Here is a 25,488-nt window from a genome sequence, read left to right on the forward strand (position 1 = left end):
ATGAGTCAGGACCTGTACGACGTGCTCGGGGTGTCCCGCGACGCCGACGCCGACGCCATCAAGAAGGCGTACCGGCGGCTCGCGCGACAGCTCCACCCGGACGTCAACCCGGACCCGGAGACCCAGGAGCGGTTCAAGGAGGTCTCCCGGGCCTACGAGGTGCTCTCCGACCCGGAGAAGCGCCGCCACTACGACATGGGCGGTGACCCGTTCGGTGGTGCGGGCGGCTTCGGCGGAGCCGGTCAGGGCTTTTCCTTCACCGACATCATGGACGCCTTCTTCGGCCAGTCGGCCGGCCAGGCGCAGGGTCGTGGCCCGCGTCCGCGCGTGCGCCGCGGCCAGGACGCGCTCATCCGGCTCGAGGTCGAGCTGGCCGAGGCGGCGTTCGGCGTCACGCGCGAGCTCAAGGTCGACACCGCGGTGACGTGCGGCACCTGCGCGGGCGACGGGGCCGCGCCCGGCAGCAAGCCGGTGACCTGCGAGACCTGCCGCGGACGCGGCGAGGTCCACCAGGTGCAGCGCTCGTTCCTCGGCGAGATCCGCACGATGCGTCCGTGTGCGGCCTGTCGCGGCTTCGGCACGATCATCCCCGAGCCGTGTCGCGAGTGCTCCGGCGACGGCCGCGTGCGCTCGCGTCGCACGCTGACCGTGAAGATCCCGCCGGGCGTCGACACCGGCACCCGGGTCCAGCTGTCCGGCCAGGGCGAGGTCGGTCCCGGTGGCGGGCCTGCGGGCGACCTGTACGTCGAGATGCACGTCGCCGACCACCCGACCTTCACCCGGCAGGGCACCGACCTGCTGGCGACCGTGACGCTGCCGATGACGGCGGCCGCGCTCGGCACCACCCTCGAGCTGCCCACGCTGGAGGCGGACCTGGTCGAGTCCGGCGCGGTCACGGACGTGGAGACCACGGTGCCGCTGGAGATCCAGCCCGGCACGCAGTCGGGTGCGGAGACGGTGCTGCACGGCCGCGGCGTCCCGAGCCTGCGCGGTACGGGGCGCGGTGACCTCGTCGTGCGGGTGCTCGTCGAGACTCCGACCCGGCTCGACGCCCGCCAGGAAGAACTGCTGCGCGAGCTCGCGGCGCTGCGCGAGGAGACCCACCCCGATGGGCAGGTCCACGCCTCCCACAAGGGTGTCTTCGGCCGGCTGCGCGACGCCTTCAAGTGACCCTCCCGGTCTACCGGCACCCCGACCTGGCCGGGGTACGCGCGGGCCGGGACCTCGTCGTGGACGGCGACGAGGCCCACCACGCGGTCGTCGTACGGCGTACGCGGGCCGGCGAGCGGGTGGTCCTCGCCGACGGCGCCGGGACGTCCGCGCTGTGCACGGTGACCGCGGCGGCCAAGGGCCGGCTCGAGGTGCGCGTGGAGGAGTGCGCGGCCGATCCCGAGCCGCTGCCCCGCGTGAGCGTCGTCCAGGCGGTGCCGAAGGGTGAGCGCGGCGAGCTCGCGGTCAGCGTGCTGACCGAGGTGGGCGTGGCGCGGGTCGTGCCGTGGGCGGCCGAGCGGTGCGTGGCGACCTGGAAGGGCGAGCGCGCCGCCAAGGGCCGCGCGAAGTGGGAGGCCACCGCGCGGGAGTCGGCCAAGCAGGCGCGGCGGACGTGGTTCCCGGACGTGGCCGCCCTGGCGTCCACCGACGACGTCGTCGCCCTGGTGGGCGAGACCGACCTCGCCCTCGTCCTGCACGAGGCTGAGGGCGGTGTGGCGATCGACGCACTCGACCTCTCCGACGTCCGCGACGTCCTCGTCGTGGTCGGGCCGGAGGGCGGGCTGAGCGACGCGGAGCTGGACCGGCTCACGGCCGCCGGCGCCCGCACGGTCCGGCTGGGTGCGGAGGTGCTGCGCACCTCGACCGCCGGCGTCGCCGCCGTGGCCGCACTGCTCAGCCGCACCCCGCGCTGGGGCGCGTGAGCAGCAGCCGCTGCCTCAGCCGACGGTGATCGGGATCTCCACGCGCGGCGGGGCGTTGCCCTCGCCGTCGGAGGCGTCCTCCTCGAAGACCACCAGCGTGTAGTCGCCGGGCTCGGCCTCGACGGTGAAGGAGTACGGCGCCATCTCCATCGCGAACTCCGCGGTGGTGAAGCCGTCCTCGACGACCTCCTCGCCGCGCAGGAGCTGCCAGCGCACGTTGGCCTCGAAGACGTTCGCCTCACCGCTGACCTCGAACGGCGAGCTGACGACATCGTCGCTGGGAATGCTCGTGACGGTGATGCGACCGGTGTCGTCGGCGTACGTCGTGGGGGAGGCGGCCGGCTCGCTCGGCGAGGGGGTCTCGGTGGGCTCGGGGTCGGGGGTCTCGCTGGGGGTGGCGGACGTCTCCGGCTCGCTGACGGTGCCGGTCGTGTCGTCCTCCCCGCAGGCGGTCAGCGCGACGCTGAGCGCCAGGGCGCCTGCGGCGAGGGCCGTCGTACGGCGGAGGCGGAACGGGGAGGCGGTCATGGCACGGTCACTTCCTTGGTGTCGACGAGATCGCCGGCCACGCCGGTGCCGGAGCCCGCACCGAGCGGCTCGCGGCCGCGCGTGACGACGACGGTGTAGGTCCCGGACGGCAGGCCGTCCACGGTGAACGAGTATGTCGCGCCGGTCTGCTCAGCGCTGACACCGGCGCGCCCGGACTCCACGATCGTTCCGGCTGCGTCGGTGACGTGCCAGGCGACGAAGGGCAACGGCCGGTTGACGACACCGCTGACCTCCAGCGGATCCAGAGTGCTGCCGTCGGCCGGCTCGATGATCCATACCGGCGCGAGCGCGGACGGCATCGGCTCCTGGACGACGGGTGCGCGGACCGGGACGCCCAGGACGGTCGTCGCGCTCCCGGACCCCACGCGCAACGCGACCGGGTGGCGCTCGGCGTCGCCCGCGGCGGCCTGCACGGTGTAGACCAGCTGCTGGACGGCCAGCTCCGCCTCGCGCGATGTGAGGTCGGCGGGGCGGCGGTGGAGGTCGACCTCGTCGTTGGCGAGCGTGATCTCCCATCGACCGTCGGCGAAGTCGACGTCGGCGCTCGTGCCGCTCGGCCACGGTGAGCGGTAGTCGGGGTCGGACGGCGCCACGGTGAGCGCCGCCCCGACCGCGAGCGACGGCAGGTCGAGACTGCCGTGTCCGTCGACGAAGGGGAACTCCCGGAACAGCCGCGGCGCTTCGTCGCCGCCGAGGTAGTAGACCGGCACGTTGACCCGATCGGTGGTGAGCACCTCGGGCGCAGCTGCAGGTGGTGCGTCGGATGCGGTGGGCAGCCACAGGCCCACGCCGATCGCGACCGCCGCGACCGTCGCCGCCACCACCAGCGCGACCGCCCACGCCGTACGCCGGGGCTCGGCGTGCGCGCGGTCGAGCACCTCGTCGAGGCGGGGCGTCGGGTCCACGTCGAGGACGGCGTCGCGGAGCAGGTCGCGCAGCCGCGGGTCGTCAGCGTCCTCGAAGGGCACGGTGGAGTGGGGACGGGTCATCGCGGTCCCACCTCCCCGGCCAGCAGCTCGCGCAGCCGGGCGGATCCGCGCGAAGCGTGGCTCTTCACCGCGCCGCGGCTGATGTCGAGCGTCGCGGCGATGTCGGCCTCGGAGAGATCGAGGTAGTAGCGCAGCACGAGCACCTCACGCTGCCGCGTGGGCAACAGCTGCAGCGCGTCGAGGACCGCGGTGCGGCGCTCGCCGACGAGCACGTCCTCGTCGGCACCCGGCGCCTCGCGGACCACGGGCGGGACGTAGCGCTGCTCCACCGCGCGCCGGCGCAACGCCGATCGCGACCGGTTGACCACGGTCTGGCGCAGGTAGGCCAGCGCGTGCTCGGGCTGCCGGAGCCGCCGCCAGTGCCGGTGCACAGCGACGAAGGAGTCCTGGACGATCTCCTCGGCGAGCATGCTGTCGCGCAGCAGGAGGGTGGACAGTCGTACCATCGCGCGCTGGTGGGACTGGTAGAGCGCGGTGATGCCGGCATCGGCGTCCAGGGACGGTGCCACTCCACCGACCCCCTTCCACGCCCACGCGGCTGGACGGCCGGGGGCTCGCGCGACGAGCAGCTGGGTGGTCACGCTAGTGCCACGCTCGAGCAGCGCGATCGGTTGACAGCCGGGGCGGCGGGTCGGGCGCTCAGCGCGTGGGGAGCGGACCGGCGCCGGAGACGACGTGCACGGGGACTGCCGGGGTCTCGGCCTCGGGGCGGGTGTGGCGGATGAGCTCGGCGAGGGCGAGCAGCGCGATGATGGCGGCGGGGATGCCGATGAGGACCATGCGGGTGGTGCGGTCGGCCAGGGCGAGGAAGAGGTAGCCGACGTAGGGGACGCCGGCGACGACGCGGGGCTGCTCGAGGTCGGCGAGCTGGAAGGTCCAGGGGTCGACCTGGGGGTTGGCGTCGCCCTGGGTGCGGATCTCGCCGTTGTCGATGGAGACGATGCGGTGGGTGACGAGGTGGGTGATGCCGGTCTCGGCCGGGGGGACGTAGGTGATGACGTCGCCGACTTCGAGTTCGTCGGTGGGGACGACCTCGGCGAAGACGACCGAGCCGGTGTCGTAGGTGCCGGTCATGGAGCCGGAGGTGATGACGTAGCGCTGGTAGCCCATGAGGGCGGGGGCGAGGAAGCCGACGGCGAGGGCGACGACGAGGAGCATCGCGGTGTTGGTGACGACGGTGGTGACCCGGCTGGTGCGCTTGCGGCGGGCCGTGGTGGTGCTCATCGGATGCTCCTCTCAGTGTTGCGCGGTAGGTGTGTGGTGGTGCTCAGGGCGTCAGTCGCCCAGGTTCGGCAGGCCGACGGTGGCGCCGAAGGGCAGGGCCACGCCGGGGTTCTGGGTGGAGATCCAGGTGTAGCTGGCGGTGGCGGCCTTCTTCTCGTTCACGTTGCCGGCGTCGGCGGCGAAGGTGACCTTCCAGGTCACGGTGGTCGAGCCGGCCACGTCGACCGCGCCCAGGGGCAGGACCGCGGTGTCGGCCAGGTCGCCGAAGTTGCCGGAGTACAGCGGGGTGGCGTTGCCGGCCTGGGTGAGCTCGAGGGTGAGCGCGTCCTTGGTGAAGGTGTTGGTCGAGGCGCTCTCGCGCAGGGTCACGGTGGCGGGCAGGGTGCCGGTGTTGGTGAGCTTGACCGAGCCGGTGATGACGTCGCCGGGCTTGATGTTGGTGAGGTCGAGCGTGGTGTTGTCCAGCGTGTGCTCGACGTGGCCGGAGGCGACCGAGGTGGTCGAGGCGGTGGTGGAGGTGAAGGTCGCACCCGAGCCGATGGCCACGGCGCCGGCGGCGAGCAGGGTGGCGAGGGGGACGAGGACCTTGCGGCGGGTGTTCGACATCGGGTGCTCCTGAGGGGTTTTCGTGGGCCGCCGGGTGCGGCTTGTTGATGAGGACAACTCTGCTCGCCTCGACACCACGAGATCCCCACGTCAGGTCCACATCGAGTCCACAGCTCCTCCACAACTCGGCAACAGTCCGCACCGGGTGGACGCCGGACGCAGCGGTGCCGTAGGAAGAGGCCATGACCGCCGTCAGCGATTGCCTGTTCTGCAAGATCGTGGCCGAGGAGATCCCCGCCGACGTGGTGGCCGCCGACGAGCACACGGTCGCCTTCCGCGACATCTCGCCCCAGGCGCCGACCCACGTCCTGGTGATCCCGCGCGAGCATCACGTCGACGCCGCCTCGCTCGCGTCGTCGACCGACGGCGGCGTCGATGCGCTGGTGCGTACGGCGAAGCGCGTCGCGGAGGCCGAGGGGCTCGGCAACGGCTATCGGCTGGTCTTCAACACCGGCCAGGACGGTGGGCAGACCGTGTTCCACGTCCACCTGCACCTGCTGGGCGGGCGCCCGATGGCCTGGCCTCCCGGCTGAGCTCAGGGCGCCCGCGGTATCCCGGGTGACCCTGTCGGGTGCCGCGGCTAGCATGGACAGCCCATGAGCGAACATCCCCAGACCACCGTGACGGTGCCCGCGAGCATCGACATGGTCGCCCTTCTCGGACCCACCGACGAACACCTCGCCGTCCTGGAGAAGGCGTTCGACGCCGAGCTCCACGTGCGCGGCAACCAGATCACCCTGCGAGGTGAGCCCTCGGAGATCGCGCTGGCCGAGCGGCTGCTCGACGAGCTGGTGACGATCATCCGCACCGGGCAGGGCTTGACGAAGGAGACCGTCGAGCGCGCCATCGGGATGCTGCGCGTCGAGAGTGCCGAGCGTCCCGCCGACGTGCTGTCGATGAACATCCTGTCCAACCGCGGGCGCACCATCCGACCCAAGACGCTCAACCAGAAGAAGTACGTCGACGCGATCGACGACCACACGATCGTCTTCGGGATCGGCCCCGCCGGCACGGGCAAGACCTACCTGGCCATGGCCAAGGCGGTCCAGGCGCTGCAGGCCAAGGACGTCAGCCGCATCATCCTCACGCGGCCCGCGGTCGAGGCCGGTGAGCGGCTCGGCTTCCTGCCCGGCACGCTGAGCGAGAAGATCGACCCCTACCTGCGCCCGCTCTACGACGCGCTCCACGACATGCTCGACCCGGAGACGATCCCCAAGCTCCTGACAGCCGGAACGATCGAGGTCGCGCCCCTGGCATACATGCGGGGCCGCGCGCAGCCGCTCGACGCCGACGTCCTCACCCCCGATGGCTTCGTCTCGATGGGCACGCTCTCGGTGGGCGACCTCGTCACCGGTGCCGACGGACGACCCACGGTGGTGCTCGGCGTCTACCCGCAGGGGGAGAAGGACGTCTACCGCGTCACCACCCAGGACGGCGCGTCCACCCTGGCGTGCGGCGAGCACCTGTGGACCGTCCGCACGGCCAGCGACAAGCGCCGCGGCAAGACCCGCACCCTCGAGACGCAGCAGATGATCGGCAACCTGCGCTCGTTCCACGCGCGCCGCTACGAGCTGCCGATGGTCCAGCCCGTGCAGTTCCCCGCGGCCGACGTCCCGCTGGACCCGTACGCACTCGGACTGCTGCTGGGCGACGGGTGCCTGACCACCTCGACGACCCCCGCGTTCGCGACGGTCGGCGGTGGCGAGGTTGACGCGCACTGCGTCGTCGCGTACGCGCAGTCGTGCGGGTCGGTTCCTGCGGAGTACCTCGAGAACTCGGTAGCTGTGCGCTCCGCACTGCTGCAGGGGCTCTTGGACTCCGACCACGGGCGTGTGCGGGAGGGACGGCCGGAGTTCCGGAGCCCGCTCGACACTCTGCGCCGCGACGTCGCGTGGCTCGTGCAGTCGCTGGGCGGCACCGCCACGCTGAGGACGGATGTCGTCGACATCCGCCTGCCCGCTGACATCGCCCCGTTCCGTCTGCAGCGGAAGGCGGATGCCTACGCGGCAACGGGCGGTGGCCGACCGATGCGGTTCATCGACTCGATCGAGTACGTCGGTCGTCAACAGACGCAGTGCATCCAGGTGGCGGCTGCCGACTCGCTCTACGTGACCGACGACTTCCTGGTCACCCACAACACGCTCAACGACGCTTTCATCATCCTCGACGAGGCGCAGAACACCTCCCCGGAGCAGATGAAGATGTTCCTGACCCGGCTCGGGTTCGGCTCCAAGATCGTGGTCACCGGTGACGTGACCCAGGTCGACCTCCCCGGCGGTGTGCAGAGCGGGCTGCGAGTGGTGGAGGAGATCCTCGACGGCGTCGAGGACGTGTCGTTCAACCGACTGACCTCCGGCGACGTCGTGCGTCACCGCCTGGTCGGCCGGATCGTGGCGGCGTACGACGAGTTCGAGGCCGAGCGGCTGGCGAGCGAGAGCGGCGGCGGATCGAAGCCGGGACGGCCCAACCGACGACAGGAGCCGCGGCGATGAGCATCGAGGTGCTCGACGAGTCCGGCGCGGTGGTCGACGCCACCGGCCTGGCGAAGCTGGCGCGGTTCGTGATGGACCGGATGCGCGTGCATCCCCAGGCGGAGCTGTGCATCAAGGCCGTCGACGAGGCGACGATCGCCGAGCTCAACGAGCAGTGGATGGACAAGGTCGGACCCACCGACGTCCTGGCCTTCCCGATGGACGAGCTGCGTCCCGGTCTGGTCAACGAGGAGCCCGAGGAGGGCGTGCTCGGTGACCTCGTGCTCTGCCCCGCGGTGGCGGCCAAGCAGGCCGAGACGGCGGGTCACGCGGTCGCCGACGAGATCGACCTGCTCACGGTGCACGGGATCCTGCACCTGCTCGGCTACGACCACGCCGAACCCGAGGAGCACCGCGAGATGTTCGGGTTGCAGGCCCGTCTGCTCGCCGAGTGGCAGGGCGTGAAGAGCGGAGAGGAGATCCGGTGAACGCCGGCGAGGTGACCCTCCTCCTCGTCGCCGGACTCCTGGTCGTCCTGGCCGGACTCACCTCCGCGGTCGAGGCCGCGCTCTCGTCCTTCTCCAAGGCACGCGCTGAGGAGATGGAGGCCGAGGGGCGTGCCGGTGCCGGCCGGGTGCTCGGGATCCTGGAGGACCCGCCCCGCTACCTCAACACCGCGCTCCTCCTGCGGATGTTCCTCGAGATCACCGCCATCGTGCTGGTGGGCGTGGTCCTCCTCGACGTCGTGGGGCGCTGGCGTGACACCGGTGGGGTCGCCGCGAGTGACCGCTGGTGGTCCATCGCACTCACCGTCGCCGTGATGCTCGTCGTGCTCTTCGTCCTGGTCGGCGTCGGTCCCCGCACGATCGGGCGCCAGCACTCGGAGCGTGTCGCGTTGCTCGCCGCCGGCCCGCTGCGGGCGATCACGACGGTGCTCGGCCCGGTCCCGCAGTTCCTCATCATCATCGGCAACCTGGTCACGCCCGGGCGCGGCTTCAGTGAGGGCCCGTTCGCCTCCGAGGCCGAGCTGCGCGAGCTCGTCGACCTCGCCGAGGCGAGCAGTCTCATCGAGTCCGGCGAGCGCAAGATGATCCACTCGGTCTTCGAGCTCGGCGACACCATCGTGCGCGAGGTGATGGTGCCGCGCACCGACGTCGTGTTCATCGAGCGCACCAAGACGCTGCGTCAGGCCATGTCGCTGGCGCTGCGCAGCGGCTACTCCCGGATCCCGGTCATCGACGAGAACCTCGACGACATCGTCGGCTTCGCCTACCTCAAGGACCTCACCAAGCGGGTCTTCGACAACCACGAGGCCGAGACGACGGAGAAGGTCGACTCGGTCATGCGCCCGGTCATGTACGTCCCCGACTCCAAGCCCGTCGACGACCTGCTGCGCGAGATGCAGGCCCGCCGGCGCCACATCGCCGTCGTCATCGACGAGTACGGCGGCACGGCCGGCCTCGTCACCATCGAGGACGTGCTGGAGGAGATCGTCGGCGAGATCACCGACGAGTACGACGAGGCGGAGATCGCCGTCCAGACGCTGGCGAGCGGGTCGATCCGGGTCAGCTCGCGCTATCCGGTCGACGACCTCGAGGAGCTGTGCGGCATCGCCGTCGAGGACGACGACGTCGACACCGTGGGTGGTCTGATGGCGAAGTACCTCGGCCGGGTGCCGATCCCCGGCTCGGAGGTCGAGGTCCACGGCATGCGTTTCGAGGCCGAGGCGCCCACCGGCCGCCGCAACCGGATCGGCACGGTCGTGATCACCGTGCTCGACCCGGTCGACGAGGACGAGCACGACGAGGAGGACGTGGAGACCCATGCCTGAGCTGACTGACCCCGAGGACCAGAAGCTGGTCGTCCTGGCCCGCTCGACTCGGGCCCGGACGTCGGCGGCCGAGGGTGCCGCGGTCCGCGATCTCGACGGTCGCACCTATGCCGCCGTCACCGTCGACCTCCCTTCGCTCCAGGTGAGCGCGCTCGCCGGCTGCGTGGTGATGGCGGTCGCGTCCGGCGCGCGGGGCCTGGAGGCGGCCGTCGTGCTCGGTGACCGCGAGGCCCCGGACTCCGCCGACCTCGCCGTGCTGCGCGACTTCGCCGGCGCCGGCGTACCCGTCCACCACGGTGACGGGCGGGGGACCGTCCAGGGGACGACGGAGGCCTGACGATGCGGGGGCGGGGTCTCGTCGGTGCGGCAGCGCACGAGGTCGGCGTACGCCGCCTGCAGGACTCCTTCGCCGCGATCCCGCCCGGTCAGCCGGTCCGCCTGGCCAAGCGCACCTCCAACCTCTTCCGTCCCCGCGGGCAGCTGTCGACCCCGGGCCTGGACGTCAGCGGCCTCGACGGCGTCGTCTCCGTCGACGTCCCGCGACGTACGGCCGACGTGCAGGGGATGTGCACCTACGAGGACCTCGTCGCGGCCACGCTCCCGCACGGTCTGATGCCGCTGGTCGTCCCGCAGCTGCGCACCATCACCCTCGGCGGCGCGGTGACCGGGCTGGGGATCGAGAGCACGTCGTTCCGCAACGGGTTGCCGCACGAGTCGGTTCTCGAGATGGACGTGCTGGTCGGGTCCGGCGAGGTGGTGACGACCAGTCCCGACCGCAAGCCCGAGCTCTTCGCCGCCTTCCCGAACTCCTACGGCAGCCTCGGTTACGCGACGCGTCTGCGCATCGAGCTGGAGCAGGTGCCCACCCACGTCGCGCTTCGCCACGTCCGGTTCGGGGATCGGTCGGCGCTGGCCGAGGCGATCGCCGCGATCTGCGACGAACGCACGTACGACGGCGTGCGCGTCGACGCCGTCGACGGCACGGTCTTCGCGCGCGACGAGGCGTACCTGACGCTCGCCACGTGGACCGCGCGTCCCGCCGGCACCCCGACGAGCGACTACGGCGGGCAGCAGATCTACTACCGCTCGATCCGCGAGCGCACCGAGGACCTGCTGACGACTGAGGACTACCTGTGGCGCTGGGACACCGACTGGTTCTGGTGCTCGGGTGCGTTCGGGGCGCAACACCCGCTCGTCCGCCGGGTCTGGCCCCGGCGGTGGCGTCGCAGCGACGTCTACCACCGCCTCGTGGGCTGGGACCGACGCCTCGGGATCGTCGACCGCATCGACCAGGCACGCAAGCGCCCCGCCCGGGAGCGGGTCATCCAGGACGTCGAGGTGCCGGTCGAGTGGCTCGGGGAGTTCCTCGACTGGTTCGACGACCACGTCGCGATGACGCCGGTCTGGGTGTGCCCGCTGCGGCTGCGGGAGCCGGACGGGCCGGGCTCCGCGCGGCACTGGCCGGCGTACCCGCTCGACCCGGGCCGCACCTACGTCAACATCGGGTTCTGGGGCACGGTCCCCGTCGGCCCCGGTGCGCGTGACGGGGTCATCAACCGTGCTGTCGAGGAGAAGGTGCACGCGCTCGGTGGGCACAAGTCGCTGTACTCCGAGGCGTTCTACGACCCGGCGACCTTCGCGACCCTCTACGGCACCGCGACCCTTGACGCCGTCCGGGCGACGTACGACCCTGACGATCGATTCACCACGCTCTACGAGAAGGCGGTGCGACGGCGATGACCCAGGCCCCGGATCGGACGCGCGAGTCGACGTTGCGCATCGGCGACGCGCTCACCTCGTTGATGCCCGACGGGCTGCCGTTCCGGCTCACGGCGTACGACGGCAGCGCCGCCGGCCCCGAGGACTGCCCGGTGCGGCTGCATCTGGCCAACGAGCGCGGGCTGTCCTACCTCATGACCGCGCCCGGTGACCTCGGCATGGCGCGGGCCTACGTCGCCGGCGACCTCGAGCTCCACGGCGCGCATCCTGGGGACCCCTACCCGGCGATGCTCTTCCTGCTCAACAACCTCCGCTTCCGGCGACCGCGCCCGGCTGAGGCCGTGCGGCTGCTGCGCGGTCTCGGGCTCTCCCACCTGCTGCCGCCACCACCGCCTCCGCAGGAGCACCTGCCGCGATGGCGGCGCACCGTCGAGGGAGTCCGGCACTCCCTGGGGCGCGACGCCGCGGTCATCGAGCACCACTACGACGTCTCGAACGCGTTCTACGAGATGGTCCTCGGCCCGTCGATGACCTACACGTGCGCGGTCTACCCGCACGAGGGGGCGACCCTCGAGGAGGCGCAGGCCGCCAAGTACGACCTCGTGTGCCAGAAGCTCGGTCTGCGTCCGGGTCAACGCCTGCTCGACGTGGGCTGCGGCTGGGGCGGGATGGTCCGCCACGCCGTGCGCGAGTACGGCGTCCGCGCCATCGGGGTCACGCTGTCGAGCGCGCAGGCGTCCTGGGCGCGCGAGGCGATCGCCGCCGAGGGGCTGCAGGGTGCGGAGATCCGGCACGCCGACTACCGCTCCGTCACCGAGTCCGGCTTCGACGCCGTCAGCTCGATCGGACTCACCGAGCACATCGGGGTCCGCAACTACCCGGCCTACTTCTCCTTCCTGCGCGACCGGCTGCGGCCGGGTGGTCGGCTGCTCAACCACTGCATCACCCGCCCGTCCAACCGCCCGCAGGCGACCGGGGCGTTCATCGACCGCTACGTCTTCCCGGACGGCGAGCTCACCGGATCGGGGCGCATCGTCACCGAGGTCGAGGACGCCGGGCTTGAGGTGCGCCACCACGAGAACCTGCGCGAGCACTACGCGCGGACCCTCGCCGGGTGGTGCCGCAACCTCGTGGAGCACTGGGACGAGGCCGTGGCCGAGGTCGGGATCGGCACGGCGCGGGTGTGGGGGCTCTACATGGCCTCGTCGCGGTTGGCGTTCGAGCGCAACGAGATCCAGCTGCACCAAGTGCTCGCCGTCCGCACCGACGAGCGCGGGGGCGCCGACTTCCCGCTGCGGCCCGACTGGCTGGGTTGACGGTCGGGCTGAACCGGCTGGGCTGAGGTTCACCGGGCGTCATGGCCTAGCCTGGACCCCCGTGACCAGCCGCGCAGACGCCTCCTCCTGGACCGCCGAGGTCCTCTCCCGGACCTCGCTGTCCGAGCATCTGCTGCGCCTCGAGCTCGGTGGCCCCGACCTGGTCGGCCTCACGGTCACCGGGATTCCCGATGAGTGGGTGCCGCTGACGGTGCCGGGCCAGTTCCAGAGCCGCTACTACACCGTGCGCTCCTGGGACGGGGAGCGGCTGGTGCTCGACGTCGTCGTCCACGCCGAGGGTCTGGTGACCGAGTGGGCCAGCGGCGACCCCGTCGGTGACGAGGTCGGCATCGGCCCCGCGAAGGGCTCGTTCGCCCCGCCCGCCGACGCCGACTGGCTGATGCTCGTCGGTGACCTGACTGCACTGCCCGCGATCGCGCGCATCCTCGAGGAGCGTGCCGACGTCCCCACCCGCGTGTGGGTCGAGGCGCCGCCCGGGCACGAGCACCTGCTGCCGCAGACCGCGGCGGAGGTGACGTGGACCCGCCCGCCCGGTCCCGCCGACAGCGCACTCGCTGCGGTCGTGGAGGGTCTGGACTGGCCGGACGGCGACGGCTACTTCTGGATGAGCGGGGAGTCGTCGCAGATGCGCGCCATCCGCAAGCACCTCATGCGCGAGCGGCGCCTACCGAGCTCGGCGTACGACGTGATGGGCTACTGGCGCAAGCCCGGTGGCCGCACCCGTCCCGTCGACCCGGGGCCCATCTGGGAGGCCGGCAAGGCGGCGGGGGAGAGTGACGAGCAGATCTGGCAGCGCTACGACGCCGCCCAGGAAGCAGGCCAGGAGATGGGCCAGGAGATGGGCCAGGAGATGGGCCAGGAGATGGGCCGGGAGATGGGGCAGCGATGAGCGAGCACAAGTCCGGCTTCGCCTGCTTCGTGGGGCGGCCCAACGTCGGCAAGTCCACGTTGACCAATGCCCTGGTCGGCACGAAGGTCGCGATCACCTCCTCGCGTCCGCAGACGACCCGGACGGTCGTGCGCGGCATCGTCCACCGCCCGGACGCGCAGCTGATCCTGGTCGACACCCCCGGGCTGCACCGGCCCCGCACGCTGCTCGGGGAGCGGCTCAACGACCTCGTCGTCACCACGTGGGCCGAGGTCGACGTCGTCGCGGTGTGCTTCCCGGCGGACGAGAAGATCGGGCCGGGTGACCGGTTCCTCGTGGGCGAGCTCGGCAAGGTGCGACGTACGACGAAGGTCGCGGTCGTCACCAAGACCGACACCGTCGACCCCGGCCGGCTCGGCGAGCAGCTGCTGGCGGTGCAGGCGCTCGGGGAGGAGACCGGCACCGACTGGGCCGAGATCGTCCCGGTGTCGGCGGTGTCCGGCGACCAGGTGTCGCTGCTCGCCGACCTGCTGGTGGGACTGCTGCCGGAGGGTCCGCCGCTCTATCCCGACGGCGAGCTCAGCGACACCCCCGAGGAGGCGATCGTCGCCGACCTCGTGCGCGAGGCCGCCCTCGAGGGAGTGCGCGACGAGCTGCCGCACTCCATCGCGGTGGTGGTCGAGGAGATGGGTCTGCGCGAGGGCCGCCCGGCCGACAAGCCGCTGCTCGACGTCCACGCGATCGTCTTCGTCGAGCGTGACTCCCAGAAGGGGATCATGATCGGGCACCGCGGGTCGCGGCTGCGTGAGGTCGGCACGGCCGCGCGCAAGCAGATCGAGGCGATGCTCGGGACGCCGGTCTATCTCGACCTGCGGGTGAAGGTCGCCAAGGACTGGCAGCGCGATCCCAAGCAGCTGCGCCGCCTCGGGTTCTGACCCCGCAGCCGACCGCGAGGAACCAGCGGCCGGCGTCGCGGGGGCAGGTCGAGCAAGGCGCGCGGGCGAGGGACGAGCCCGCGACCGCCGGGTCGAGGCCTCGCGCAGCGGGTCACGCCTCGAACCGTCGCCAGCGACCCTCGGACACCACCTCGACGGAGCCGTCGACGACCGTGATGGCCGTCTGCTCGTCGATGGCGTAGGCGGGGATCGCCACGTCGGCTGCCCACCGCTCGGCATGGTCCATCGTGTTGGTCGCGAACAGGTCGAGGTGCGGGAAGATCGCGAAGTCCACGATGCCGAGGGTGCGATCGTCCTGCGCACCCGGCCACTCGACGAAGTAGTCGCCGATCCGGGGCGTCAGCACCATGCTGCCGGCGCTCACACCGACCCACACGGTCTCGGCAAGGGACGGCAACAGGTCGGCGAGGCCGGACTCCCGGAGCCAGCGGACCAGGTACGTCGCGTCCCCGCCGTCGACCAGCAGGGCGTCGGCCTCCTCGACCCAGGGCACCCAACGGTATGGATCGATGCTGGGCAGGGCAGTGAGCTCGAGGACGCCGAGGGACGCCCAGCCCAGACCGGTGAGCGGGCGCCAGTCCGGCTCGGCGGCGACCAGCCCGCGCACCGAGCTCGGGACGCACATCGGGTGACCCCACTGCGCTGTCGGGATGATCAGCGCACTGCACTCCTCCACCGGCTTGCCGAGCAGGCGGACGAGCGCCTCGTGGATGCTCGGGTTGGTGACCCCGCCCGAGGTCAACAGGAGCTTCACGGTTTCCTCCGCTCAGTTGCGCCGCGGCACCCAGCAGTAGCCGTACCGCTGCCCAGCCTCCCACTGCTCCGCGGTGGGCCACTCCCAACCGAACCGGACGCGGTCGGCCTGCACGCTCGCGCGCGCCGTACGCCGGCACTGGTCCAGGCCGGCGTCGCGGGCGGCACGCTGGCCCGGGTAGGCGTCACCTCGGCGCGCAGGCACACGCAGCGTGGCGATGGCCCGCCAGCGATGCGGCCGGGCGCAGACCACCCGCTCGAACCCGTCCGAGCCCGGGGCCGCCGTGGCGCAGAGGTCGAAGCGGCGCCCGCGGGGACGGTCGAGGATGCCGCGCATCACCCGCGGCGCGGGCAGGGTCGTCAGCTTCTCGCGCGACTCGACGGCGACGACGTCGCATCGCACCCATTGCGCCCCGGCGGCCTGCTCGTCTCCGGTCGGCGTGAACCACACGGCCGCGAACCGGCTCAACCGCCGGGCTTCGCGGTCGCCGCCGAGGAACCGGTCGACCCGACGGTTGCAGGCCCGGGCGGTGTCCACGGAACCCGGGGCGTCCGTCCTCGTGACGTGGACGGTCAGTGCGGTGTGCGGGTCGCTGCAGTCGACCGGTTCGGCGGTGACCGAGCTGGCCGTGGCCTGGGCGAAGTCGAGGTCGTAGCACGCGCCCCGTGCCGGAGGCGAGGCCGGCGCTGCGCTGGTGGCCGCCTCTTCAGGAGAGGCGGCGGGGGACGAGGTGTCGTCCCGCGGCTGGTCGGAGGTCCCCGTGCAGGCGGTGAGCAGGAGCGCGAGCAGCGCGCCCGCCGCCGTACGCGCGCACGACCCGGTCCGAGGCGAGCGGCTCACCGGTCGATCTTCGCCCAGCAGATCGAGCGGCGGTTGCCGACCTCCCACTCGGCCTGGCCGAACCAGGTGAACCCGAACTCGTAGCTGTCGGGGTAGTCGAGCCAGGCGCTGATCGAGGTGCGGCAGAAGTCGCGGGTGCGAACCTCGGCGAGCCGGTCACCGGGGTAGTCGTCCCCGGCCTTGCCGAGCTTGATCGTGGTGGCGGCACGCCAGTTGTGCGGCTCGGAGCACGGGACGCGCGGTGCGCCTGCGACCTGCGGGCCCTGGACGCACGCCATCCACTCGTCGGGCTGGGTGTCGAGGATCTTGTCGAGGTCCGCGGGCAGGGGACGGTAGGTCTCGGCGGTGTCGGTGCCGCCCACCACGTCGCAACGGAACCACCGGGCTCCGGCTTCCCACGCGTCAGCCTGAGGGCGGAACCACACCCAGCTCAGCAGGGAGCGCAGACGCGCGCTCTCGTCCCCGCCCACGACCTTGGCGAACGCCTCGTCGCACACGCCGTACACGTGCTCGCCGAGACGTGTGTCGTCGTACGCCGCGTCGGCGAAGGCAGGGGGGAACTCGTCGACGACGAACGTGCGCGCCGTGTGCTCCTCGGTGCAGTCGACGACGTCACGTTCGTTGCTGCTGGCCGCGGCGTCCTGCGGCTCCAGCACGCGACACGCATCGGCGCGCGGCGTCTCGATCACGACCGGGGCGTCCTCGGCGGGTTCGTCCGGGGTGGCGTTGCTGCAGGAGGCGGCGAGGAGTGCGAGGACGACGGCCGCGAACGCGGCGGGGGACGTGCGGCGCAGCCGGCGACCGGTGCGCGCCATGCGTGCCTCCATCGGTGTCCTCGAACGGGTTCGCCCCAGAACCCGGAGCGCGGTTCTCAGCGTACCCGCCGCGTCCGGCCCGCGACGGTGCTTGGATGACGATCATGGTCTTCGACGTGGTGGTGGTGGGCTCCGGCGGTGGTGCCCTCGTGGGGGCGTTCCTGGCACAGCGTGCGGGTCTGCGCACGGTGGTCGTGGAGCGCACGGCGTACGCCGGGGGGACCTCGGCGTACTCCGGAGGTGCCTGTTGGCTGCCGGGCTCGCACGTGCAGCGCGACGCCGGCCTGCCCGACTCGACCGCGTCGGCGCGGACCTACCTCGACCATGTCCTGGGCGAGGTCGACGCCGCTCGGCGGGCGCGGCTCGAGACGTTCCTCGCCGAGGCGCCCGCGCTGGTGGACGCGTTGGAGTCCGACGGCACCTTCGCCTTCGAGTGGACGCCGTTCCCCGAGTACTTCGACGCGCCGGGGCGGGTGCCGGGCGGGCGCTCGATCCAGCCCTCGGCCGTGAAGCGCGCCGACCTGCCGGCGGAGGTAGCCGCCCTCGTGCGCCCGCCGGTGGAGCGTGACCGCGTGGGCAGGGAGGGCCGCTCGACGCTGTCCGGAGGGCAGGCGCTGATCGCCCGGGCGTTGACCGGCTTCCTCCGGGAGGGCGGCACCGTGCTGACCGAGCACCGGATGACCGATCTCGTCGTCGAGGGCGATCGGGTCGTCGGTGTCGTCGCGGAGTCGGCAGCCGGCAGCGTCGAGCTGCGCGCCGATCGCGGGGTGCTGCTCGCGGCCGGCGGGTTCGAGGGAAGTGCCGAGCTCCGTGCTGCGCGAGGTGTCCCCGGTGATGCGTCGTGGACGATGGCACCCGCCGGCACCAACGCGGGCGAGCCGATCGAGGCCGGCGTCCGGATCGGCGCCGCGACCGACCTGCTGGGGGAGGGGTGGTTCTGCCCGGGGATGGTGCACCCCGACGGGCGGGGGTCGTTCGTGCTGGCGTTCCGCAGCGGCTTCATGGTCGACAGCGACGGCCGGCGCTACGCCAACGAGTCGCTGCCCTACGACCGGTTCGGGCGGGAGATGGCGAAGGCGCCCGAGCGGGTGCCGTCGTGGTTCGTCTTCGACTCGGCCGAGGGCGGGCGCATCCCGGCCATCGCGATGCCCGCGGGGGACCCGGAGGAGCACCTCGCCGCCGGCACGTGGGTGCGCGCCGACTCCATCGAGGAGCTGACCGAGCTCACCGGAGCCGCCGAGCTCGAGGCCACCGCCACACGCTTCAACGAGCACGCCGCGGCCGGTCACGACCCCGACTTCGGTCGTGGTGAGGACGAGTACGACACCTTCTTCGCCGGCGGCGGCGGTCCGAGTGCAGTCCTGAAGCCGCTCAGCCAGGGGCCGTTCTACGCCGCGAAGTTCGTGTTGTGCGACCTCGGGACCAAGGGCGGACTTGTCACCGACGAGCACGCGCGCGTGCTGCGCGCCGACGGGTCGCCGATCGCCGGGTTGTACGCCTCGGCGAACTCGGCTGCCTCGGTCGCGGGCGCCACCTATCCGGCGCCGGGCGTGCCCTTGGGTACGGCGATGGTGTTCGCGTCGCTAGCGGTGAAGGACCTGCTTCAGGCGGACTCGGCCGCCAGCGCAGAGATGGTCGCGCCGAGCTCGTAGGCGGCCTCGGTGTCGGCGTCGGTGACGTCGCCGAGCACCTCCAGCGTCGGGGCCGCCTGACGCCAAGGGAGCGCGCCGGTGATCGCCAGCACCGAGCGGACCGCGCCGTTGGTGTCGTAGCGACCGTGCACGAGCAGGCCGAACGGCCGCTTCGGCCCTGTCGTGCCGCTGTCCCCGCCGCTCCCGTCGTCGGCCAGCGCTCCACCGACGTGCAGGAAGACCGTGTCGAAGAAGTGCTTGAGGGCCCCGGACATGTAGCCGAAGTTCGCCGGCGTCACGAGCACGTAGCCGTCCGCGGCCAGGACGTCTTCGGCCCCCTCGGCGCTCGCGGCCTCCAGCGCCGTACGCACCGTCACCTCGACACCCTCGATCGCGTCGTCACGTGCGCCGGCAACGACCGCGTCGCTCAGGCGCTCGACCCCGGGGGTCGGGGAGTGGTGGACGATCAGCAGCCGGGCCATGGGGCGACCGTAGCGCGGGCGTGCGTTAGTCTGGTCGCCATCATGTGGCACGCGGTTCTCCTCCTTCGCTGCCGCAGCGAGGTCTGACTCAGCCGGACCCCCTCGCTGCGGAGAGTTCGTGATGCCTCCGGCGTCAGACGCCTACCCAGCGAGGATCCCGAGATGACCACCCCCTTCACCGTTCCGTCCCAGCAGCCCAGCGGCATGCCGTTCGGGCGCTACACCGCCTTCGAGCCGGTCACCGTGCCCGACCGCACGTGGCCCGACCAGCGCATCACGCAGGCGCCGCGGTGGCTGTCCACCGACCTGCGCGACGGCAACCAGGCGCTGATCGACCCGATGAGCCCCACGCGCAAGCTGATGATGTTCGAGCTGCTCGTGAAGATGGGCTACAAGGAGATCGAGGTCGGCTTCCCCTCGGCGAGCGAGACCGACTTCGCGTTCGTGCGCCAGCTCGTCGAGGAGGACCGCATCCCCGACGACGTACGCATCTCCGTGCTGACCCAGGCCCGTGAGGACCTGATCGAGCGCACCGTGCAGTCGCTGGTCGGCACCGACCGCGCCACGGTGCACCTCTACAACGCCACCGCGCCGCTGTTCCAGCGCGTCGTCTTCGGCGTCACCCCCGAGGAGTGCCTGGCGATCGCCGTGCGCGGCACCGAGATGGTCGTGAAGTACGCCGAGGAGCTCCTGGGCGACTGCGAGTTCGGCTACCAGTACAGCCCCGAGATCTTCACCCAGTCCGACACCGACTTCGCGCTGAGCGTGTGTGAAGCCGTCTCCGACGTGTGGCAGCCCGAGGCCGGTCGCGAGATCATCCTCAACCTGCCGGCGACGGTCGAGATGTCCACGCCCAACACATACGCCGACCAGATCGAGTACTTCGGTCGCGGTCTGACCCGTCGCGAGCACTCGGTGATCTCGCTGCACCCGCACAACGACCGCGGCACCGCCGTCGCCGCCACCGAGCTCGGCCTGATGGCCGGCGCCGACCGGGTCGAGGGCTGCCTGTTCGGTCACGGTGAGCGCACCGGCAACGTCTGCCTGGTGACGCTGGGGATGAACCTGTTCAGCCAGGGCATCGACCCGCAGGTCGACTTCTCCGACATCGACGAGGTGCGGCGCACGGTCGAGTACTGCACCCAGCTGCCGGTCCACCCGCGGCACCCGTACGCCGGCGACCTGGTCTACACCGCCTTCTCCGGCTCCCACCAGGACGCCATCAAGAAGGGCCTGGAGGACCTCGAGCGCAAGGCCGAGGAGCAGGGCGTGCCGGTCTCGGAGATCGACTGGGAGGCGCCGTACCTGCCGATCGACCCCAAGGACGTCGGCCGGTCCTACGAGGCGGTCATCCGCGTCAACAGCCAGTCGGGCAAGGGCGGCGTGGCGTACGTGCTGAAGGCCGAGCACAAGCTCGACCTGCCGCGACGCGCGCAGATCGAGTTCAGCCGGGTCATCCAGCAGCGCACCGACGCCGAGGGTGGCGAGGTGACGCCGGAGGAGATCTGGAGCGTCTTCCGCGCCGAGTACCTCGACCAGGACGCACCGCTGCGGCTCAACTCCGTCCACACCTCGTCCGCCGCGGGCGAGAAGGACCAGCTCGAGGTCAACGTCTACGTCGACGGCGAGGTCCGCACCCTCCAGGGCGAGGGCAACGGCCCGATCGCGGCGTTCGTCGACGCGATCAACGCCCTGCCGGAGGGCTTCGACGTACGCGTCCTGGACTACGCCGAGCACGCGTTGTCGTCGGGCGGCGACGCGATCGCTGCGGCGTACGTCGAGTGCGCCGTCGGTGACCAGGTCCTGTGGGGCGTCGGCCTCGACGCCAACATCGTGACCGCCTCGCTCAAGGCCGTCACCTCCGCCGTCAACCGCTCCCGCTGAGCGCGGCAGTTTCACCGCCCGTCGAACGACACGCCCGCTTGTAGTACGAAGCTGCCCGGCGTGTTGGGCAGTTTCACCGCTCGGGCGGTGAAACTGCCACCCCGCTCGGGATCCGTACTCTGGCTCCATGAGCACTCCGCAGCCAACGCCGTACGCCGGGGACATCGACCCGCAGCAGGCCTGGGAGATGCTCGCGGGCGACCCGGACGCGGTGATGGTCGACTGCCGGACGCAGGCCGAGTGGACGTTCGTCGGGATCGCCGACCTGGGGGAGCTGGGCAAACAGGTCGCCTACATCGAGTGGAACCGGTTCCCCGGGGGGTTCAACGACGGCTTCGTCGAGGACCTGCAGGCCGCGGGGGTGCGCCCCGACCAGCCGGTCGTCTTCCTGTGCCGGTCCGGCCAGCGCTCGATCGGTGCCGCGACCCTGGCGACCGAGGCCGGGTTCGCGCGCTCCTACAACATCACCGAGGGGTTCGAGGGTCCGGTGGGCCCGTCCGGGCACCGCGACGTCGCGGGCTGGAAGGTCCGCGGGCTGCCGTGGCGGCAGGGGTGAGCGGCGCCGAGGGCTGGCGGCCCGACACGCACGCCGTGCGGGCCGGTCTCGGGCGGACGTCGTACGACGAGACGGCCGAGGCGCTCTTCCTCACCTCCGGCTACGTCTACCCCAACGCAGCCGAGGCGGAGGCAGCGTTCGCGGGGGAGTCGGAGCACTACATGTACTCCCGCTTCACCAACCCGACCCAGACGATGCTGGCCGAGCGTCTCTGCGCCCTCGAGGGTGCCGAGGCCTGCTACCCGACGGCGACGGGGATGGCGGCGGTCTTCAACGCGCTCATGGCGCTCGTGCGCGCCGGTGACCGGGTCGTGTCGGCCCGCAGCCTGTTCGGGTCCTGCTACAACGTGATCCACGACCTGCTGCCGCGGTGGGGCGTCGACGTGGAGTTTGTCGACGGCCACGACCTGGAGCAGTGGGCGCGGGCGCTCAACCGTCCGACCAAGGCGGTCTTCTTCGAGACGCCGTCGAACCCGATGCACGAGCTCGTCGACGTCGCCGCGGTCAGCGCGCTGGCGCACGACGCGGGCGCGACGGTGATCGTCGACAACGCCTTCGCCAGCCCCGTGCTGCAACGCCCGCTGGAGCAGGGTGCGGACGTCGTCGCCTACTCCGCGACCAAGCACATGGACGGTCAGGGCCGGGTGCTCGGCGGGGCGATCCTCGGATCGGCGGAGTTCGTCAACGGCGAGGTCAAGACCCTCATGCGCAACACCGGGCCGAGCCTGAGCCCGTTCAACGCCTGGGTGATCCTCAAGGGGCTGGAGACCTTGCGGCTCCGCGTCGAGCACTCCTCGCGCAACGCGCTCGACCTGGCGCAGTGGCTCGAGCAGCGCGACGGCGTGAGCTGGGTGCGCTACCCGACGCTGGCGTCGCACCCGCAGGTCGAGCTCGCGCACCGGCAGATGAGCGGAGGCGGCACGATCGTCACCTTCGAGGTGGCGGGCGGCAAGGAGCGCGCCTTCGCCGTGCTCGACGCCCTCGAGCTGGTCGACATCTCCAACAACTTCGGCGACGCCAAGTCGCTGGTCACCCACCCGGCCACCACGACCCACCACAAGATGGGTGAGGAGGGGCGTGCCGCGATCGGCGTGACCGACGGAGTCATCCGACTCAGCGTCGGGCTGGAGGACGTGGAGGATCTGCGCGCGGACCTCGACCGCGCGCTCGCGACCTGACCCGAGAGGGCGTACGACGTACGGCCTCAGGCCTGCTGGCCGCCGCGGCGGACCTCCCGCTCGGCCTCGGCGGAGACAACGTGCACGGGCGGCGTGACGTCGACGAGTGCGCCGACCTCGTCGGGCTCCAGCGGCTCGAGGGTCTCGAACTGCGACTGCAGCAGCGCTGCGGGCATGAAGTGCCCCTCGCGCTGGTCCATCCGCTCCGCCAGCAGGGTGAACGTGCCGTGCAGGTGCACGAAGAACACCGACCCGTCGGGGTCGGCACCGCGCAGCACGTCGCGATAGCTGCGACGCAGCGCTGAACAGGTCACCACCACGGAGGTGTCCTCCTCGAGCACGGCACGCACGTGCTCGACGATCGCGTCGAGCCAGGGCCAGCGGTCCTCGTCGGTGAGGGGCGTCCCGGCCGACATCTTCTCGATGTTGGCCGGGGGATGGAGCTCGTCGCCCTCGACGAACCGCCAGCCCAGCTGACGTGCGAGCCGGGTGCCGACCTTCGTCTTGCCGGTCGACGAGACGCCCATGACCACGACGACCCGGGGGAGGTCAGGAGAGGCGGCTTGGGTCATCCGATCGTCCAGATCACGGCCGAGCACACGAACATCATGGTGCCGAGCGTGGTCTCCATGACCGTCCAGGTCTTCAGCGTTGTCTTCTCGTCCATGCCGAAGAAGCGGCTGACCAGCCAGAACCCGGAGTCGTTGACGTGGGAGAGCACCGTCGACCCGCCGGCGATGGCGAACACCAGCGCCACCAGCTGCAGCTCCGACAGCCCGCCGGCACCGGCGGCGACCAGACCCGCCGCCGTGGTGAGCGCGACCGTAGCGGAGCCCTGGGCGACGCGCAGCGCAGCGGCGATGAGGAAGGCCTGCAGCAGCAACGGGATGCCCACGTCGCCGAGGGCGCCGGTGAGGGACTCGCCGATGCCGCTGGTGCGCAGGACCCCACCGAACATGCCGCCGGCGCCGGTGATGAGGATGATCGAGCAGATGGGGCCGAGCGCGTCGTCGACGAGCTGCTGCAGGTCGTTGCGGCTGCCGACCCGGGAACCGAGGAGGGCGAAGGTCGCCAACAGGCTGATCAGCAGCGCGACCGGGGTCTGGCCGATCAGCAGGAACGTGTCAGTCCACCAGGCCTCGTCGATCGTGCCGGCCGTGAGCAGGGTGTCGACGACGGTGTTGAGCGAGATCAGCAGCATCGGCAGCAGCAGGAGGGACAGGACGACCGCGAACGCCGGCGGTCGGCTGGCCCCGTCGGCCTCCTTGTCGTCCTTGATCTCCCCGAACAGCAGGTCGCTCACCGGGACGTGGATCCGCGCACCGAGGAAGCGCGACAGTAGGTAGACGCCGACGAACCACGACACCAGGGCCACGCCCAGGCCGGTGAGCAACGTCAGGCCGATGCTGGCCTCGAGGGAGTCGGCAGCCGCGACGGGTCCGGGGTGGGGCGGGACGATCGCGTGCATCGCGGCGAACGCACCCGCGGCAGGCAGTGCGTAGAGCAGGACAGAGCCGCCGAACCGTCGTGCCACCGTCATGATGATCGGCAGGAAGACCACCAGACCGGCGTCGAAGAAGATCGGGAAACCGAAGATCAGGGCTGCGACACCAAGGGCAAGGGGTGCGCGCTTCTCACCGAAGCGGCCGATGAGCGTGTCGGCCAGTACCTGGGCCCCACCGGTCACCTCGAGCACCCGGCCCAGCATCACTCCCAGCGCGACGAGCAGGGCGACGGATCCGAGTGTGCTGCCGAAGAACTGCAGCATCACGTCCGGGATGTCGCCGATGGGGATGCCGGCGACCAGTGCGGTCACGAGGCTGACCAGGACCAGGGCGACGAAGGCGTGCAGCCGCACGACCATGATCAGGGTCAGCAGGATGACGACCGCCCCGAGGGCGATCAACAGCATCACCGGGGTGCTGTAGGCGGGTTCGAGGGCGTCCATGACGCCAGTGTGCCCGGCGTCACGCGTCGTACGCCTACGCTGGCGACATGGTCTTCTTGGTCAGTGAGCGGATCGGTCAGGTGTTCGTCGGCGACGACCGGCTGGAGTACACCGAGTACGGCGCCGGCGACCGCTGGGTCGTGCTCGTCCACGGCCAGCTGCTGACGAGGCGGATGCACCGTCCGCTGGCCCGCGCACTGGCGGCCGAGGGCGCGCACGTGCTCACCATCGACCTGCTCGGGCACGGGAGGTCGGACCGGCCGGCCGACCCGCAGGCGTACTCCGTGCCGGGCTTCGCCGCGCAGGTGCTGGCGGTCCTCGACGAGCTCGGGGTCGAGGAGGCGGTGTTCGGCGGTACGTCGCTCGGCGCCAACGTCGCCCTCGAGGTCGCCGATGCTGCCCCTGGTCGCGTGCGGGGACTGCTGCTGGAGATGCCCGTACTCGACAACGCCGTGGAGGCGGGCATCCTCGCGTTCGGTCCGTTGCTGTTCGCCGGTCGCTTCCTGCCGTTGCCGGTGCACGCCGTACGCCGGGTGTCGCGGGCCGTGCCGCGCGGGATCGTGCCGTTCTGGACCAGTGTGCTGCTCGAGACGCTCGACCAGAAGCCGGCACCGATGGCGGCGCTCGTGCACGGCATCTTCTTCGGCCGAGTGGCGCCACCGTCGGCTCGCCGTCGCCTCATCACGGCGCCCGCGCTCGTCGTCGGCCATCCCCGCGACCCGATCCATCCCGCTGCGGACGCCGCCATGCTCGCCGACGAGCTGCCCCACGGCAGGTTCGTCCGTGCCAACGGTCTGCTGGAGTGGCGCCTGCGGCCCGAACGGCTCGACGCTGAAGCGGTGGCGTTCGTCGCGTCCTGCTGGCAGCGCCCCCGCGCCCGGCGGGCGCGGCCGACGACCCGGTCGCGCTAGCGGGCTTCTGCGTCGGCGGCACGGCA

General features: G+C 71.7%; 26 protein-coding genes and 2 pseudogenes. 17 read left to right on the forward strand and 11 right to left on the reverse strand.

The window, feature by feature from the left end; all coding sequences use genetic code 11:
* Together dnaJ and J2S59_RS11090 are read left to right on the forward strand one after the other, a co-directional pair.
* On the forward strand, nucleotides 1-1,170 hold the full coding sequence (gene dnaJ / locus J2S59_RS11085; protein WP_068117669.1) for a molecular chaperone DnaJ: 1,170 nt from the start codon (nucleotides 1-3) through the stop codon (nucleotides 1,168-1,170).
* Nucleotides 1,167-1,913, forward strand: coding sequence for a 16S rRNA (uracil(1498)-N(3))-methyltransferase (locus J2S59_RS11090; protein WP_068117671.1), 747 nt, complete (start codon nucleotides 1,167-1,169; stop codon nucleotides 1,911-1,913). Before dnaJ ends, J2S59_RS11090 begins: the two co-directional genes overlap by 4 nt.
* 15 nt (nucleotides 1,914-1,928) lie before the next feature.
* Here J2S59_RS11090 and J2S59_RS11095 read toward each other — a convergent pair whose 3' ends face one another.
* From J2S59_RS11095 to J2S59_RS11115, 5 genes are all read right to left on the reverse strand, one after another.
* Nucleotides 1,929-2,441, reverse strand: a complete 513-nt coding sequence (locus J2S59_RS11095; protein ID WP_068117674.1) for a Gmad2 immunoglobulin-like domain-containing protein — start codon at nucleotides 2,439-2,441, stop codon at nucleotides 1,929-1,931.
* Nucleotides 2,438-3,451: a hypothetical protein gene (locus J2S59_RS11100; RefSeq protein WP_068117676.1), complete on the reverse strand. Its 1,014-nt coding sequence runs from the start codon at nucleotides 3,449-3,451 to the stop codon at nucleotides 2,438-2,440. The genes J2S59_RS11095 and J2S59_RS11100 overlap by 4 nt, the downstream gene beginning before the upstream one ends.
* Nucleotides 3,448-3,960, reverse strand: a complete 513-nt coding sequence (locus J2S59_RS11105; RefSeq protein WP_068117682.1) for a SigE family RNA polymerase sigma factor — start codon at nucleotides 3,958-3,960, stop codon at nucleotides 3,448-3,450. The genes J2S59_RS11100 and J2S59_RS11105 overlap by 4 nt, the downstream gene beginning before the upstream one ends.
* 130 nt (nucleotides 3,961-4,090) lie before the next feature.
* Nucleotides 4,091-4,675 (reverse strand): signal peptidase I, encoded by a 585-nt coding sequence (locus J2S59_RS11110; protein ID WP_306825119.1) that lies wholly within the window; start codon nucleotides 4,673-4,675, stop codon nucleotides 4,091-4,093.
* A 51-nt stretch (nucleotides 4,676-4,726) separates the two neighbouring features.
* Nucleotides 4,727-5,281 carry a TasA family protein gene (locus J2S59_RS11115; protein ID WP_306825120.1) on the reverse strand — a complete coding sequence of 185 codons (555 nt, stop codon included), beginning with the start codon at nucleotides 5,279-5,281 and terminating at the stop codon, nucleotides 4,727-4,729.
* A 182-nt stretch (nucleotides 5,282-5,463) separates the two neighbouring features.
* Between J2S59_RS11115 and J2S59_RS11120 the strand changes: the two genes are divergently transcribed.
* The 10 genes and pseudogenes from J2S59_RS11120 (at nucleotide 5,464) to era (ending at nucleotide 14,442) form a co-directional block, all read left to right on the forward strand.
* Nucleotides 5,464-5,814: a histidine triad nucleotide-binding protein gene (locus J2S59_RS11120; protein WP_068119825.1), complete on the forward strand. Its 351-nt coding sequence runs from the start codon at nucleotides 5,464-5,466 to the stop codon at nucleotides 5,812-5,814.
* 63 nt (nucleotides 5,815-5,877) lie between these two features.
* A pseudogene (locus J2S59_RS11125) lies at nucleotides 5,878-6,552 on the forward strand (PhoH family protein); the annotation flags it as partial.
* 867 nt (nucleotides 6,553-7,419) lie between these two features.
* A pseudogene (locus J2S59_RS11130) lies at nucleotides 7,420-7,773 on the forward strand (PhoH family protein); the annotation flags it as partial.
* Nucleotides 7,770-8,240, forward strand: coding sequence for an rRNA maturation RNase YbeY (gene ybeY, locus J2S59_RS11135; protein ID WP_068119822.1), 471 nt, complete (start codon nucleotides 7,770-7,772; stop codon nucleotides 8,238-8,240). The pseudogene J2S59_RS11130 and the gene ybeY, both read left to right, overlap by 4 nt.
* A complete protein-coding gene (locus J2S59_RS11140; RefSeq protein WP_068119819.1) occupies nucleotides 8,237-9,583 on the forward strand; it encodes a hemolysin family protein in 1,347 nt (448 codons plus the stop codon). Before ybeY ends, J2S59_RS11140 begins: the two co-directional genes overlap by 4 nt.
* Nucleotides 9,576-9,920 carry a cytidine deaminase gene (locus J2S59_RS11145; RefSeq protein ID WP_068119817.1) on the forward strand — a complete coding sequence of 115 codons (345 nt, stop codon included), beginning with the start codon at nucleotides 9,576-9,578 and terminating at the stop codon, nucleotides 9,918-9,920. Before J2S59_RS11140 ends, J2S59_RS11145 begins: the two co-directional genes overlap by 8 nt.
* A gap of 2 nt (nucleotides 9,921-9,922) precedes the next feature.
* Complete coding sequence (locus J2S59_RS11150) at nucleotides 9,923-11,323, forward strand: FAD-binding oxidoreductase (protein ID WP_068119815.1); 1,401 nt, start codon at nucleotides 9,923-9,925, stop codon at nucleotides 11,321-11,323.
* On the forward strand, nucleotides 11,320-12,618 hold the full coding sequence (locus tag J2S59_RS11155) for an SAM-dependent methyltransferase (RefSeq protein ID WP_068119813.1): 1,299 nt from the start codon (nucleotides 11,320-11,322) through the stop codon (nucleotides 12,616-12,618). Before J2S59_RS11150 ends, J2S59_RS11155 begins: the two co-directional genes overlap by 4 nt.
* Nucleotides 12,619-12,679: 61 nt before the next feature.
* Complete coding sequence (locus J2S59_RS11160; protein ID WP_181641786.1) at nucleotides 12,680-13,528, forward strand: siderophore-interacting protein; 849 nt, start codon at nucleotides 12,680-12,682, stop codon at nucleotides 13,526-13,528.
* Nucleotides 13,525-14,442 (forward strand): GTPase Era, encoded by a 918-nt coding sequence (era, locus tag J2S59_RS11165; RefSeq protein ID WP_068119811.1) that lies wholly within the window; start codon nucleotides 13,525-13,527, stop codon nucleotides 14,440-14,442. The genes J2S59_RS11160 and era overlap by 4 nt, the downstream gene beginning before the upstream one ends.
* A gap of 112 nt (nucleotides 14,443-14,554) precedes the next feature.
* Here era and J2S59_RS11170 read toward each other — a convergent pair whose 3' ends face one another.
* Genes J2S59_RS11170 through J2S59_RS11180 form a run of 3 tightly spaced genes read right to left on the reverse strand, consistent with a single transcriptional unit; the run spans nucleotide 14,555 to nucleotide 16,884 of the window.
* Nucleotides 14,555-15,217, reverse strand: coding sequence for a Type 1 glutamine amidotransferase-like domain-containing protein (locus J2S59_RS11170; protein WP_068119808.1), 663 nt, complete (start codon nucleotides 15,215-15,217; stop codon nucleotides 14,555-14,557).
* A gap of 12 nt (nucleotides 15,218-15,229) precedes the next feature.
* Nucleotides 15,230-16,057: a septum formation family protein gene (locus tag J2S59_RS11175; RefSeq protein ID WP_181641785.1), complete on the reverse strand. Its 828-nt coding sequence runs from the start codon at nucleotides 16,055-16,057 to the stop codon at nucleotides 15,230-15,232.
* Nucleotides 16,054-16,884, reverse strand: a complete 831-nt coding sequence (locus tag J2S59_RS11180; protein WP_306825121.1) for a septum formation family protein — start codon at nucleotides 16,882-16,884, stop codon at nucleotides 16,054-16,056. The genes J2S59_RS11175 and J2S59_RS11180 overlap by 4 nt, the downstream gene beginning before the upstream one ends.
* An 83-nt stretch (nucleotides 16,885-16,967) precedes the next feature.
* Between J2S59_RS11180 and J2S59_RS11185 the strand changes: the two genes are divergently transcribed.
* The gene (locus J2S59_RS11185; RefSeq protein WP_306825122.1) at nucleotides 16,968-18,524 is read left to right on the forward strand and encodes an FAD-binding protein; all 1,557 of its coding nucleotides are present in this window, start codon (nucleotides 16,968-16,970) and stop codon (nucleotides 18,522-18,524) included.
* Here J2S59_RS11185 and J2S59_RS11190 read toward each other — a convergent pair.
* Nucleotides 18,476-18,985, reverse strand: a complete 510-nt coding sequence (locus tag J2S59_RS11190) for a flavodoxin family protein (protein WP_068122423.1) — start codon at nucleotides 18,983-18,985, stop codon at nucleotides 18,476-18,478. The two genes, J2S59_RS11185 and J2S59_RS11190, sit on opposite strands and share 49 nt — an antisense overlap.
* Nucleotides 18,986-19,147: 162 nt before the next feature.
* On the opposite strand from J2S59_RS11190, the gene leuA reads away from it, so the two are divergent.
* From leuA to J2S59_RS11205, 3 genes are all read left to right on the forward strand, one after another.
* Complete coding sequence (gene leuA / locus J2S59_RS11195; protein WP_068122426.1) at nucleotides 19,148-20,869, forward strand: 2-isopropylmalate synthase; 1,722 nt, start codon at nucleotides 19,148-19,150, stop codon at nucleotides 20,867-20,869.
* A 127-nt stretch (nucleotides 20,870-20,996) separates the two neighbouring features.
* A complete protein-coding gene (locus J2S59_RS11200; protein ID WP_068122428.1) occupies nucleotides 20,997-21,425 on the forward strand; it encodes a rhodanese-like domain-containing protein in 429 nt (142 codons plus the stop codon).
* A complete protein-coding gene (locus J2S59_RS11205) occupies nucleotides 21,422-22,603 on the forward strand; it encodes an O-succinylhomoserine sulfhydrylase (RefSeq protein ID WP_068122435.1) in 1,182 nt (393 codons plus the stop codon). The genes J2S59_RS11200 and J2S59_RS11205 overlap by 4 nt, the downstream gene beginning before the upstream one ends.
* A gap of 26 nt (nucleotides 22,604-22,629) precedes the next feature.
* On the opposite strand, the gene J2S59_RS11210 is transcribed toward J2S59_RS11205, so the two are convergent.
* The gene (locus tag J2S59_RS11210) at nucleotides 22,630-23,175 is read right to left on the reverse strand and encodes a gluconokinase (RefSeq protein ID WP_068122437.1); all 546 of its coding nucleotides are present in this window, start codon (nucleotides 23,173-23,175) and stop codon (nucleotides 22,630-22,632) included.
* On the reverse strand, nucleotides 23,172-24,551 hold the full coding sequence (locus J2S59_RS11215; RefSeq protein ID WP_068122431.1) for a GntP family permease: 1,380 nt from the start codon (nucleotides 24,549-24,551) through the stop codon (nucleotides 23,172-23,174). Before J2S59_RS11215 ends, J2S59_RS11210 begins: the two co-directional genes overlap by 4 nt.
* 47 nt (nucleotides 24,552-24,598) lie before the next feature.
* On the opposite strand from J2S59_RS11215, the gene J2S59_RS11220 reads away from it, so the two are divergent.
* The gene (locus J2S59_RS11220) at nucleotides 24,599-25,462 is read left to right on the forward strand and encodes an alpha/beta fold hydrolase (RefSeq protein ID WP_068122433.1); all 864 of its coding nucleotides are present in this window, start codon (nucleotides 24,599-24,601) and stop codon (nucleotides 25,460-25,462) included.
* Nucleotides 25,463-25,488 lie beyond the last annotated feature (26 nt).

Origin of the sequence: Nocardioides massiliensis, from assembly GCF_030811215.1 — a bacterium.
GTDB classification, from domain to species: domain Bacteria; phylum Actinomycetota; class Actinomycetes; order Propionibacteriales; family Nocardioidaceae; genus Nocardioides_A; species Nocardioides_A massiliensis.